Below are 13022 nucleotides of genomic sequence, written 5' to 3' on the forward strand. Positions count from 1 at the left end.
TGGCTATTCGCCGGAAGTCTGCGTGCCGGTCAGCGCGCGGCTGCCATCATGAGCCTGATCCAGTCGGCGAAACTCAATGGTCACGACCCCTACGTCTATTTGAAAGACGTGCTCACGCGACTTCCGACGCAACCCGCCCATCGGATTCATGAACTTCTGCCGCATCGCTGGCAGCTTGAAACCACTCCCGCTTAGTTCCTCCAAGCGCGATCCGATTCCGGATTGCGTCAACATGGGATCGCCACGCGCTTACGAATAGCCGCCATTCCCGCCATCGATTTTAGTTTCTCTGATGTGGCAGCCCCTTGATGCGACCAAAACATTCAATGGCTCGCCAATGTGCCGCGTTCCGCCTTTTTGCATGACTTTTGGTAGGAAGGATTGTTGAGGTGTTCATGCAGGTGGGTATAACAGAGGTTATTACCCTGTATGTTAAACACCCAAATCGAATCATAATCACATCCATCCCACCGGGTGGGTATACTTTGGCACTGATAAGCCTTTTGATTGGCCTTCATGCTTTCCCCTTCAGGGAGAGCGTTTAATTTCCACTGCGTGAGTAGGTGATGCGTCAGTACCAAGATATTCTCGTGCTCCCACGCAATGAAGATTTTTCTGGGCGTGGATGGCGATGAAGGCGAAAATTCCGGAGCCGTCAGCAGATCGTCTGACAGAGACGGCGTTTCAATAGCGCTATAAGGCATCCATAGGGGATAGGACAAAGATGCCGCCGTCGGCTCGATGGTCCCGGCAGGGCGTTCATAATAATAAAAAGTATTTTCTCCCCCTGATATTTTACTGCTGGGATTAGGCGCCACGAGATAGTCCGGGCAACCGAACATTCCTTGCAATCTGGCGGGTAGTCGCTGGGCACGTTTTCTCCCTACTTCACTCATATTGCCATTTTCTAGGAAGCGGCCGTTCGGTAGAAGTTTTTTCTCGCCGTGACGAAACAAAATCAATGTAATTGCGTTAGGTTCGGCGGTCGGGGTGTAGGGTACGGGGGTGGATTGCGTCGCCCACGAGGTCGGGATAGGGCCTGGGTTGCACTTGGCGGCCATAGCCGGATGCAATAACCCTGTGATTAACACAGATGCTAAATATTGTCTGGATCGATAGGTGCCGATCATGATTTTCCTTTAGCCGATATACAAAGATACTTCGAGAGAATGGGCGGTCAATGCCCAACGAAAGGCCAGCTGATGCAACAAAATCAACTTGGTCGGGTATTCTAGATCGGACAAACCTTCGACCAACTGCGTCATTGTTGTCAACGTATTTGGACTACGGGCCATCAGCATCCATTCAGTGAGATATTCCATTCTCAAGAAATCCAGTTGACGGCAGCCACTTAAGTGCGGGAAAAGCCTGTCCGATACACCGGGATCACCGCTCCCGCAGCCTCGAAGCGCATCGGTCAATCGCAAGTATCGCAATCCCCTAAGGTGATCCGTAATGGGCAATCTTCGCCTGCATTTCGGGGCTCAATTGCTTCACGAGCTCGGCGTTGTAAGCATGCGAACTGGTATCCGCGATGATGACCGGGGTGGCGCCGAATATCCGCGCTGCGCCGATGGCATAACCACGCGACTTCGCCGCGGGAGAGCCTTCCGCAACGGCGGGATCGACATTGGTCACGATGATCGAAAGGGTATTGTCGCCGTTGCGATGGATGTCGAAAGTGCGGAACTGCTGGGGAAAATCCCGTAGCGATGAGGTCTCGACCTCCCAAAAGCTGTTTTGGGGACCCTGGCCGGCTATGGCCGGATCATAGGGCTGAGGAGTCACAACATTGACGTGGCGATGCCCCGCGATCCAAAGGATGAGATTCGGATAGTTGTGAAGCATGGAGAGCAATGAAGCATCGCTGGGAGTCGTGAGTAAGGGAACATTCCCCGAGTCGGTTGCCAGGGTCTTCTGCGGATTGATCGGGACATGCGCCGCTATGATCATCAGATGGCCTTCGTTCTGGCCCTTTTGCAGCTGGCGCCGGAGCCAGCGGATCCGGCTCTTGTCCAAGCAGCCTAGGGCGTAATTTGTCTGCCCGGGGCCCTTGCAAGTATCGTCGAGCACGATCATCTTGATCGGAAGCTTTGACTTCGGCTTGAAGCTATAAGAGGCAAAATCCTTGTCCAGGTTGGCCTGGGTGAAGCCATGGCCGACCGGTTTCGACGTTGTCCTGAAGAATTCCTTCATCCAGTTCAGGCTCGATGAAGCCGAAGTGGAAAGGCTGTGGCGCTTCTTGTCGGGAATCACCCTTGGAGGCACCGCGATCGCTTGTTCCGGGCCTGCCTTGATGATGTCTCCGAAAGGCGTCGATCCGTCCACCACGCCCATATAGACGCCCGTGGAATCTGCCGTTTCCGGCGGGTCTCCCATGTTGATGACGGTGTTCCCGACATGGGCATGGCGGGTTTTCTTGTCTTCGTAGAACTTTCCCGACCAGAACTGATCGTGATTGCCAACAACCTGATACCACCGGATGGTCTTGTCCAGGCCGAAAGCCCTGAAGGGTTGCTGATAATCTATGGTTCCGGCCCCGGCGTGGCCGCCGGAACTGGGGGTGATGACCTTTCCGTCAAGGACGTCGATATACCATCTCAGTTCGTTGTACTGGGTGTTGTTGACGGCGTCGCCGAGCGCGATGCCGAAATCGAAGGGTGATCTTCTGTGCAGCGCATTGATGGTCTGGACCGCGGCGTCAAGGACCTGGGTCGTCGACAGAATGACCGGCGAATAGCCCGATTGCAGACCGGAGGAAGCCGGGCCGTAGGGGGCGCTCCAGCCAAGATAAATCGCTTGGGCCGGGGATTCCTTGTCGGTGATATGCACGTCGCTGATGGTGAAGAACGATAACAGGCGCGCCACATTCGGAGCGCCGGTAAACCCAGGTGCAAGTTCGGTCCGCTTTACGTAATCCAGGCCGTTCCCTGCCTGCCAGGCGCTGTATCCATACGGGGCATAGAGCGATACATCTCCCGGGTTGATCTGCGGCGTGCTTGCAGTGAGGCCGATCGGCAGGATCTGCTGTTCGGCCGTCGTGAAAACATACTGGGCGATCGGCCATACGACCGGTTCCGGGCCCTTGCCACCGTAGACTTCCGCCGGGAATTGGATGGCGAGAAGAGCAGCAAAACCGAAAAGGCTGAATTTGCACATGGTTGCAACTCCAAGTGGAGTCTAGGTGGCATTGGACGGAGACGACCCTTCCCCTCTGATCGGACCCGGCTCGTGAGTTGGGGCTTATCTAAACTGAGTTGGTGACGCGCGTCCGTAATACGGTCGTAATTTCAGCCAGCAGATGGACGCCGCCAAAATTCTCATGATCCATGTCCGGAAAGTGTAGACGAGATAGGTCACCTCGAAAAACGCGCCCCATGAGGTACTGACGCCCCTATTCCTTTGACAAAAAATCCAGAAGGCGGCCGCTCGAGTGAAATTGGGCTGTTGGTGCGAATGACTGTAAGGGCCGACCTGACGCCGAGAAATCCAAGCTAGCGACCGGCTGCGACTGAGTGCACAAAGGGCATTCCACGCCGGGATAACTGCTTTACTCCAGGTAGCTGACGCTCCCGCTCCCGCAGTTGCCGCGCTCGTTTCAAACTCGGCCTAACCGGCCAGCCAACTTTCTCCACACCCGCCATTCCCGAACGGCAGCTCTCTCGAAGATCGAATCGACCCTTCGTGCCCACAACCACCGTCCAGTTCCCTTGAGCCCCAATGACGGGTTCATGAGGATTGAGCGTTCGGACAGGCTTCCAATCGTATGGACCGAAACGAAGTTATCCATATTCAAGCGACAACGCCGAACTTTTATAGATATTATTCGTACATTTCATTTTTACGGCCGTCGATAAGCCGATCTCGCCGTCGCTCAATTCCTTCAAGCACTGCTCCGCAGCTACCCTCTTCCGCCTGGACGGGCTTACAAAAGTTTACGTTTCCCGGTGGGCCATGGCCGTAAGGGTCAGCGACGACCGAATCTGGCGGGCGAACAAAGCTCACAGCTTGTAAGGGACGCAATCGTGAAAATTAAGCAAACAGTTTTTTCATCGCCTTGAACCTCGTCGAGATTGATGGACTTTTAGCGCTGAAGAATCCATCGATACATTTTGGCTAAACGTTGGCGATGAGGAGCCTGAAGCATGTCGGCACCATTGTTCCAATGATTGAGAAGTGGCGGAATTTGGGTTGAGCATCGTCGCAAAATTTTTTTCGTCGAGCCTAGATCTACCTTGCATTTTCTTCTCTGGCTACTAACCTATGAACAGCTATTCATGTTTATAGATCTATGTCTTTATCAAAACCTGTCTTTGAGCCTGTTGAAGAACTTGCGGACCTGTTCCGTCTATTGGGTGACAGCACCCGCCTTCATATTGTGCTCACTTGCCTGAATGAGCCCATTTCCGTTGGCGAAATTGCCAGTCGGCTCGATCTCAGCCAATCGCTGGTAAGCCACCATCTGCGACTGCTGCGTGCGGCCCGGATCGTCAAAGCGACTCGGCAAGGTAAGCAGGTGTTCTATATCGCGGCTGACCAACACATCTCCGGGATGCTGACCGAGATGCTCGAACACATTGCCGAGCCTCATCAGGATTAAGCCCATGGCCCATGACCACCATCACACACACGGTCACAATCATATCCATCATGCTTCTGGCGCGAGCCACAGTCATCACGCGAAGCCGAAAGACTATGGTCTCGCCTTCGTCATCGCCATCGCATTGAACTCGGCTTTCGTCATCACCGAGTTCACGTACGGTTTACTCGCTAATTCGACGGCGTTGATGGCAGATGCCGGGCATAACTTGTCAGATGTGCTGGGTTTACTATTGGCTTGGGGTGCCGCGCTGCTCGCCAAGAGAGCGCCACGGGGACGATACACATATGGTCTCCGTACCAGTTCGATTCTGGCGGCACTGGCCAATGCCGTGCTTCTGCTAGTGGCATCCGGCGGCATCGCCTGGGAAGCGGTTCGGCGAATTTCCGAGCCTCCGGAGGTTGCCGGCCTGACGGTGACGCTGGTAGCGGCGGCCGGCATCGTGATCAATGGGCTTTCCGCGTGGCTGTTCGTCAAGGGCAGCAAAGGCGATCTCAATATTCGCGGCGCGTATCTCCATATGGCAGCCGATGCGGCTGCTTCAGCGGGAGTTGTCCTCGCCGGCATCGCGATGATGTTTACCGGGTGGTATTGGCTTGATCCTGCGATCAGCATGCTCATCGTGCTGGTCATCATGATCGGAAGCTGGGGGTTGTTGCGCGCGTCGATCCAACTGGCTTTGTCCGCCGCTCCCGCCCACATTGACATGCCGGTCATCGCGGAATTCCTTCGGCAGCAGGATGGCGTCACCGGCATCCACGATCTTCATATCTGGGGGATGAGCACGACGGAAAGTGCACTGACCGTGCATCTGGTCATGCCTCAAGGCCATCCCGGCGATGCCTTCATGGATGAACTGGCGGATGCGCTCAAAACGAAGTTCGCCATAGCCCATAGTACCCTCCAGATCGAGCAAGGAACGACGCAACACGCTTGCCCGTTGATTCCGTTCCAAGTCTCCTAGCGCATATTCGGCATACGCAACCATTACCCACTTCACTCCGAGACGGTTCCGCTATGAAACATTACCTAATGCCATTCATTATGTGCTCCGTGTTTCACGCCCATGCTTACGCCGAAGAAGCGGATCAGAGCCAGGCGGCCATCAAACATCTGGAAAGCGCCTCGGTTGCGGCCCAATCCGGCAATTCTGAAAGTGCTGGGCAAGAAACCGAACTGGCCAAGAAACATGTGATCGCCCATCAAGCCAAACATCCGTTGCATCCCACATCTCGGAATCCTGATGAAATTGCTCGGCGTGACCATGTCAAGCAGGCTTTATCCAAAATCGGCGAAGCGGCCTCATTAGTAAAACAAGGTCAGGTCGAATATGTCTCGGGCGCAACGGGCGACGCGATTCAGCAAATTCAACTGGAGACCCAAAGTGATCAGACCGTCAATTGATCTGTTCTGATTGATGGCGATCCACATCCAGTCGCGTTGATGTCTACTTCGACTACCAACACCGTATCAGTCAACGCCAGGATTCGTCCGGCGTTGCTGCTGTTCCTGGTTTTTGCGCTGCTGTGCCGCTTTACCACCAACGCTCTGAGCGGACCCCTTTACGTACTCTGCTTAGGCGCCGATGGGCACGTGGCTGTGGAGGTCGCCCATCATAACCATCGCGAGGGCACCCCTGTTTCTGCGGCTCTGACCATGCAAGCCGCCGAGCAACTCCCGTTGGTTTCGAGCTTCGATCCGCCGTGCCGAGACATACCGGTCACACCCAATGCAAAAAGCTCTCAAGTCAGCTCCGATTCTTCCAAAACGTCAGGCGTTCTTCACGGGGCTGGGCCTGGTTTCCTCTTGCTCGCGTTATTCGTTGGGCCCTCACAGCCTGTGCAGCGATCCAATGGCCGCCCCCTTGAACTCGACTCCCGCATTTTCCTGAGGCGCTTTGTCGTCCTGTTGATCTGATTCGCCCGCCGCTGCCGCTCCCCATCCTTTGATGCTTCGTCACCAAGGGATGGAATCCTGATTCCATGCTGCGGAGAAATCCTTTATGCGCTCCACATTCGCAAAGCCCCTCGGCCTTGCATTCAGCGTCTTGCTAGTCGCTCAAGCACACGCGGCTGACTCCGTCGTTTCGCGCCGGCACGCCGATGAGGCTCGCGAATACGACCGGTCCGAGTCGCTCGTTGAACCGGTTGGTGACCTTGCCCTGCCGCAGGCCCTTGCCCTGGCGCTACTTCATAGCCCGGACTTGAAGGCGTATTCCTGGGAAGCCAGGGCTCAGGAAGCGGCTACCCTGCAAGCCAGTCTAATGCCCAATCCCACCTTTGGGGCGAACGCCGCTAACTTTGGCAATAATTCCATCCGGGGTTTCGACGGCGACGTCGTGACCGTGGAACTCAGCCAGTTGATCGAACTGGGCGGTAAGCGCGGCAAGAGGACCCAGGCCGCGTCTTTGACGCGGGATTTGGCGGAGTGGGACTATGAGGCCAAGCGGATTGATGTATTGGCGCAGGTCTCGCGAGCGCTCGTCGACGTGATCGTCATCCAGCAACGGCTGGAACTCGCACAGCAAACCCTGGATCTCTCGGAGCAGGTGATCACGGCTGCGTCAGCGCGTGTTCTGGCCGGAAAATCCTCCCCCATGGAAGAAACCAAGGCCAAAGTCGTCCGCTCCTCGGTGCAGATTGAAATGACGCGGGCGCAACGGGAGTTGGAAGCGGCCCGTCACAAGCTGTCTGCCAACTGGGGCAGTTCCACGCCGAAATTTGCCAGGGTCGTTGGCAACCTGGATGACATCCAGCCCCTGCCGAGCCTCGATAGCCTTCAGCAGCGCCTTCTCGACAATCCCGATTTGGCCCGATGGGCGACGGAAATCACGCAGCGACAGGCGGTGATCGAGGTTGAAAAGTCCAAAGCCATCCCGGACGTGACCGCCACCCTAGGGGGAAGCAACTACCTCATGACCAACGACTATGCATTGGTCGTCGGCGTTTCCTTTCCCTTGCCGGTGTTCGACCGGAATCAGGGCGGCATCAAGGAAGCGGAGCGACGCCTGACCAAAGCGGAAGAAGAACGCCGGGGAACTGAAGTCAGGATCACCACGGCCCTGAATGCCGCCTATCAAAACCTGGATGCCGCCCATGTCGAAATCGAGTCGCTGCGGGAAAACGTTCTGCCCGGCGCACAACAGGCTTTTGATGCGGCCGGAACCGGCTATCGCCTAGGAAAATTCAGCTTCATGGACGTGTTGGACGCACAACGCGCCTTGTTTGCCGGCAAAGCCCAATATCTCCGGGCGCTGGCCGACTATCACCAATCCGTCGTCGACGTTGAACGGCTAATCGGTGGTCGCCTGAATGAAGGCAAGGAACCATCCAAATCACAGAGGCATCCATGAAGATCAGTGAGCGCACCGCCATCATTGGCGTCATCCTCGTCGGCATCGTGCTGGCGATTCTCATCCTAAAAACCGAAGTTGCGCCGGTCTCCGGTGAACACGAGGAGGCAACAGCGGAGTCGGGCGACGTCGAACGCGGTCCCCATGGCGGCCGACTTTTTGATGATCAGGGCTATGGACTGGAAGTCTGCATCGTCAAACGGGGCGGCCAACCGGAGTTTCATGTCTATGCCACCCAAGCCGGAAAACCCTTACCTCCCTCAACGACGGATTTGTCCATCCTTATCGAACGGCTGGGTCGCAAGCCGCAGAGGCTGAGTTTCATCCCTGAAGGCGATTATCTGAAGAGCACCGTTGCAGTCGACGAGCCGCATTCCTTCAAGGTGTCCATCACTGCCCGATATCAGCAAGCCACCCACCGATTCGACTACGAGCAGATCGAAGGCCGGGTGAGCATGAGCGACGAACAAATTGCCCAGAACAACATCGAGATTCTGACGGCAGGACCTGCGCGTATTCAGAGCCTGCTCAAATTAATCGGCGAAATCCGCTTGAACGAGGATCGTCTGGTCCATGTCGTGCCGCGACTGGCCGGCATTGCCGAATCGGCAACGGCCAATGTCGGCGAATCGGTCCGCAAGGGACAGTTGCTCGCGCTGATCTCCAGTCAGGCGTTGGCGGATCAGCGTAGCGAGCTGCTTGCCGCGCAAAAGCGGCTTGGGCTCGCGCAATTGACCTATGAACGGGAGAAAAAGCTCTGGGCGGACAAAATTTCCGCCGAGCAGGATTATCTGCAGGCGCGCAATGCCCTGCAGGAAGCGGAAATCGTCGTTCAGACAGCGCAGCAGAAACTGGCTTCCCTCGGTAGCGGCACCACCAGCAAAGGCGATCTCACGACCTATGAGATCCGTTCTCCGATCGACGGAGTGATCATCGAAAAACACTTATCGTTGGGCGAGGCGGTCAAGGACGATTCCAATATTTTTGTCATCGCCGATCTTTCCACGGTTTGGGCGGAAATGACCATTTACGCCAAAGACTTGAATGTGGTGAAGATAGGCCAGCATGCCACGGTCAAGGCGACGGCCTTCGACTCCGAGAGCGGAGGCAAGGTCTTCTACGTGGGCGCCCTGGTCGGTGAACAAAGCCGCACGGCCAAGGCGCGCATTGTGTTGCCCAATCCCGATGGCATCTGGCGGCCTGGTCTTCCAGTGAACATCGAGGTGTTGGCCGATGAGGTCTCGGTGCCGGTGGCCATTTCCAACGAAGCCATTCAGACCGAGCATGACGAGACCGTCGTTTACGTCCGCTACGGAACGGATTTTGAGGCCAGACCTTTGGCGTTGGGCCGCACCGATGGCCGCCTGACCGAAGTCGTCAAGGGCCTGGACGCCGGCGAGCTTTATGCCGGCAAGAACAGCTTTCTGATCAAGGCCGACCTGGGCAAGGCCAGTGCCGCCCACGAAGACTAGGAGGGTAAGACATGAAACAGATCACAGCCATTATCCAACCGCACCGGCTGGAGAAGGTCGAGGAAGCCTTGCACCGCCTGGAGCATTTGCCTGGCTTCACCATCCTCAACGCACGCGGCCATCCTCGCGGCAAAGGCCCCAAGGGCGCCTTCACCGCCCACGAATGGGCCCCGGACAGCCACGCGCAACTGGTGCTGTTGATCATCTGCGCCAACGAGCAGGGCGAAGAAGTCGTTGAAGCGATACGGAAAGCCGCCTATACCGGACATCCTGGTGACGGCCTCATCGCGGTTTCCGATGTCTTCAATGTGTTGCGCATCAGTTCCGGCGAACAAGGCCCGGATGCCATCTGACAGAGGCTGACTCTCCATGTTTGAAAAATTGATTCACTTTGCCATTGGTCAACGCTGGATCATCCTTATGATGGTGTTGGGAATGGCCGCCGTGGGCGTCTACAACTATCAGCGGCTGCCCATTGACGCCGTGCCCGATATCACCAACATTCAGGTGCAAATCAACACCGCCGCGCCGGGATACTCGCCGCTGGAATCCGAACAACGAATCACCTATCCCATCGAAACCGCGATGGCCGGTTTGCCGCATCTGCAGGAGACCCGTTCGCTGTCCCGCTACGGGTTGTCTCAAGTCACGGTCATCTTCGAGGATGGCACCGACATCTACTTCGCCCGGCAATTGGTGAATGAACGAATACAGGCCAGCAAGGGCAAATTGCCGGATGGGATCGAGCCGGCCATGGGACCAATTTCCACGGGGTTGGGCGAGATTTTCATGTGGACCGTCGAGGCCAAGGAAAATGCCCGCAAGGCGGATGGATCCGGATACACACCCGCGGATTTGCGCGAGATCCAGGACTGGATCATCAAGCCCCAGTTGCGCAATGTGCCTGGCGTCACCGAAATCAACACCATTGGGGGATATGCCAAGGAATTCCAGGTTTCTCCCGTGCCGGACAAATTGGTCGCCCGCGGTCTTTCCCTGCAGGACTTGGCCGCCGCCATCGAACGCAACAATACCAACGTTGGTGCCGGCTATATCGAAAAGCGAGGGGAGCAGTACTTGATCCGAGCCCCCGGACAGGTCGGCACGATCGAAGACATTGGCAACATTGTCATCACCACCGAGCAAGGCATTCCCGTCCACATCCGCGACGTGGCGGAGGTGGGACCAGGCAAGGAACTGCGTAGCGGCGCGGCGACCGAAAATGGCCAAGAGGTCGTCCTCGGGACGGTATTCATGTTGATCGGTGAGAACAGCCGGACCGTCTCACAGGCTGTCGCCAAGCGCATGGAGGATATCAACCGCTCCCTGCCGCCCGGTGTGGTGGCGAAAACTGTCTACGACCGAACCGTATTGGTGAACAAGGCAATCAGCACGGTGCGGACCAATCTGATCGAAGGCGCGCTGCTGGTCATCGCCATCCTGTTTCTGTTCCTCGGAAACTTTCGTGCGGCCGTGATCACGGCCTTGGTGATTCCGCTGGCCATGCTGTTCACCTTCACCGGTATGGTCACGAACCAGGTGAGCGCCAACCTGATGAGCCTTGGCGCCCTCGACTTCGGCGTCATCATCGACGGTGCCGTGGTCATCGTGGAGAACTGCGTAAGGCGGCTCGCCCATGCCCAGCAACTGGCGGGCCGGCCTCTGACGCGCAACGAACGATTCCTCGAAGTCTTCAAGGCGTCCCGAGAGGCTCGCCGTCCCTTGTTGTTCGGCCAGTTAATCATCATGGTGGTCTATCTGCCGATCTTTGCGCTGAGCGGCGTCGAGGGAAAGATGTTTCATCCCATGGCATTCACCGTGGTCACCGCTCTGCTGGGCGCCATGATCCTTTCAGTGACCTTTATCCCGGCGGCCGTGGCTCTGATGATCGGCGATAAAGTCGAGGAAAAGGAAAATCGTCTGCTGGGCTGGATCAAGCAGATTTATTGCCCGATGTTTGACTGGACCATGCTCAACAAGCCATTGGTGTTGACCATCGCCGGGACCGTGATCATTCTCAGCGGGCTTTTGGTCTCCCGCATGGGTAGCGAATTCGTGCCCAGCCTGAACGAAGGCGATATCGCCTTGCAAGCAGTCAGGATCCCGGGCACCAGTTTGTCGCAAGCAGTCGAGATGCAAATGGAGTTGGAGCGCATCGCCATGAAGTTTCCGGAGGTCGAGCGAGTCTTTTCCAAGATTGGAACAGCAGAGATCGCGACTGATCCCATGCCGCCCAATGCCGCCGACGGCTATGTGATCCTCAAGCCGCGGAATGAATGGCCCGACCCTCACCGCAGCAAGGATGATCTCATCGAGTCCATCTCGGAAGCCATCGCCCACCTGCCGGGCAACAACTACGAGTTCACCCAACCCATACAGATGCGCTTCAATGAGCTGATTTCAGGGGTCCGTAGCGACGTCGCGATCAAAATCTTTGGCGACGACATGGACGTCATGAATCGAACGGCTACCGAAATTTCAGAGGTTTTGGCGAAAATACCCGGCGCCGAAGATGTGAAGGTCGAACAGACTACGGGACTGCCGATGCTGACGATTCAGATCGACCGCGACAAGACCGCTCGACTGGGCGTCAATGTGGGGGACGTCCAGGAAACTATCGCCATCGCCATGGGCGGTCAGTCGGCGGGGGTACTCTATCAGGGCGATCGTCGCTTCGACATCGTTGTGCGCCTGCCGGAACCGCTGAGGAGTGATCTGGACGCCTTGCAACGCCTGCCCATCCCCGTGTCCGGCCGCGATGGTTCGGGAACCGGCAATACTGGTTACTTGCGCTTGGGAGATGTCGCCAGCTTTCAACTGGCGCCTGGCCCTAATCAGATCAGTCGCGAAAACGGCAAGCGACGAGTGGTTGTGACCGCAAACGTGCGCGGCCGGGATATCGGCTCATTTGTAGCAGAAGCTGAGAATGTGCTTCAGCAACAGGTGAAGATCCCCTCAGGATACTGGACCAACTGGGGCGGTACCTTTGAACAGATGCAATCAGCCGCGCGGCGACTGGAGATCGTCGTGCCAGTAGCCTTGCTGCTCGTATTCAGCCTGCTGTTCATGATGTTCAACAACGTGAAGGATGGGTTACTGGTGTTTACGGGTGTGCCGTTCGCGTTGACCGGTGGCATCGTCGCCTTATGGTTGAGAGACATCCCCCTATCAATTTCTGCGGGGGTGGGCTTCATCGCGCTGTCGGGCATTGCCGTGTTAAACGGTCTGGTGATGATCTCGTATATACGCACCTTGCGCGAGGATGGCATGAGTGTCGACTCGGCGGTTCGGGAAGGCGCCTTGACACGGCTCCGACCGGTGCTCATGACCGCCCTGGTCGCTTCATTGGGCTTCTTGCCCATGGCCATTGCGACAGGCACTGGTGCGGAGGTTCAACGACCGCTGGCGACGGTGGTCATTGGCGGGATTATTTCGTCAACCTTATTAACTCTCCTGGTACTGCCGGTGCTTTATCGCCTGTTCAATCAGGACGAGGGCGCCGAGCTTGCCGATAAGAAGCCAACGTCCCTCGCCGCCATGCAGGGCGCTTCTTGACCATCGCTACTTCGGCACAGGTATTAATCCGCTTGGTGATCAC

At 56.7% G+C, this 13022-nt stretch carries 11 protein-coding genes; 8 read left to right on the top strand and 3 right to left on the bottom strand.

Translation table 11 applies throughout. The features are described 5' to 3' along the window. The coding region (locus EK23_RS19710) for a transposase domain-containing protein (RefSeq protein ID WP_045227126.1) at nucleotides 1-195 on the top strand (195 nt) is incomplete at its 5' end. Between the two features lie 128 nt (nucleotides 196-323). On the opposite strand, the gene EK23_RS23485 is transcribed toward EK23_RS19710, so the two are convergent. Genes EK23_RS23485 through EK23_RS19720 form a run of 3 tightly spaced genes read right to left on the bottom strand, consistent with a single transcriptional unit; the run spans nucleotide 324 to nucleotide 3159 of the window. Next, entirely contained in the window at nucleotides 324-1130 is an 807-nt protein-coding gene (locus EK23_RS23485) for a hypothetical protein (RefSeq protein WP_145998750.1), read from the bottom strand. 9 nt (nucleotides 1131-1139) lie between these two features. After that, nucleotides 1140-1427, bottom strand: coding sequence for a hypothetical protein (locus EK23_RS23490; protein ID WP_145998751.1), 288 nt, complete (start codon nucleotides 1425-1427; stop codon nucleotides 1140-1142). Between the two features lie 13 nt (nucleotides 1428-1440). After that, on the bottom strand, nucleotides 1441-3159 hold the full coding sequence (locus tag EK23_RS19720) for a TIGR03768 family metallophosphoesterase (protein ID WP_045227128.1): 1719 nt from the start codon (nucleotides 3157-3159) through the stop codon (nucleotides 1441-1443). Between the two features lie 1132 nt (nucleotides 3160-4291). Here EK23_RS19720 and EK23_RS22800 point away from each other — a divergent pair. From EK23_RS22800 to EK23_RS19760, 7 genes are all read left to right on the top strand, one after another. Continuing rightward, entirely contained in the window at nucleotides 4292-4600 is a 309-nt protein-coding gene (locus EK23_RS22800; protein ID WP_082054360.1) for an ArsR/SmtB family transcription factor, read from the top strand. Nucleotides 4601-4604: 4 nt separating this feature from the next. Beyond that, nucleotides 4605-5564 carry a cation diffusion facilitator family transporter gene (locus tag EK23_RS19730; RefSeq protein ID WP_045227130.1) on the top strand — a complete coding sequence of 320 codons (960 nt, stop codon included), beginning with the start codon at nucleotides 4605-4607 and terminating at the stop codon, nucleotides 5562-5564. A gap of 53 nt (nucleotides 5565-5617) precedes the next feature. Further along, the gene (locus EK23_RS19735) at nucleotides 5618-6004 is read left to right on the top strand and encodes a hypothetical protein (RefSeq protein ID WP_145998752.1); all 387 of its coding nucleotides are present in this window, start codon (nucleotides 5618-5620) and stop codon (nucleotides 6002-6004) included. A 598-nt stretch (nucleotides 6005-6602) separates the two neighbouring features. Continuing rightward, the gene (locus EK23_RS19745) at nucleotides 6603-7952 is read left to right on the top strand and encodes a TolC family protein (protein WP_045227132.1); all 1350 of its coding nucleotides are present in this window, start codon (nucleotides 6603-6605) and stop codon (nucleotides 7950-7952) included. Then, nucleotides 7949-9424 carry an efflux RND transporter periplasmic adaptor subunit gene (locus EK23_RS19750; RefSeq protein WP_045227133.1) on the top strand — a complete coding sequence of 492 codons (1476 nt, stop codon included), beginning with the start codon at nucleotides 7949-7951 and terminating at the stop codon, nucleotides 9422-9424. Before EK23_RS19745 ends, EK23_RS19750 begins: the two co-directional genes overlap by 4 nt. A gap of 11 nt (nucleotides 9425-9435) precedes the next feature. Then, nucleotides 9436-9777 (top strand): P-II family nitrogen regulator, encoded by a 342-nt coding sequence (locus EK23_RS19755; protein ID WP_045227134.1) that lies wholly within the window; start codon nucleotides 9436-9438, stop codon nucleotides 9775-9777. Nucleotides 9778-9793: 16 nt separating this feature from the next. Further along, nucleotides 9794-12979, top strand: a complete 3186-nt coding sequence (locus tag EK23_RS19760; RefSeq protein WP_045227135.1) for an efflux RND transporter permease subunit — start codon at nucleotides 9794-9796, stop codon at nucleotides 12977-12979. The last annotated feature ends 43 nt before the right edge of the window (nucleotides 12980-13022 follow it).

It is taken from the genome of Methyloterricola oryzae (assembly GCF_000934725.1).
In the GTDB taxonomy this organism is placed as follows: Bacteria; Pseudomonadota; Gammaproteobacteria; order Methylococcales; family Methylococcaceae; genus Methyloterricola; species Methyloterricola oryzae.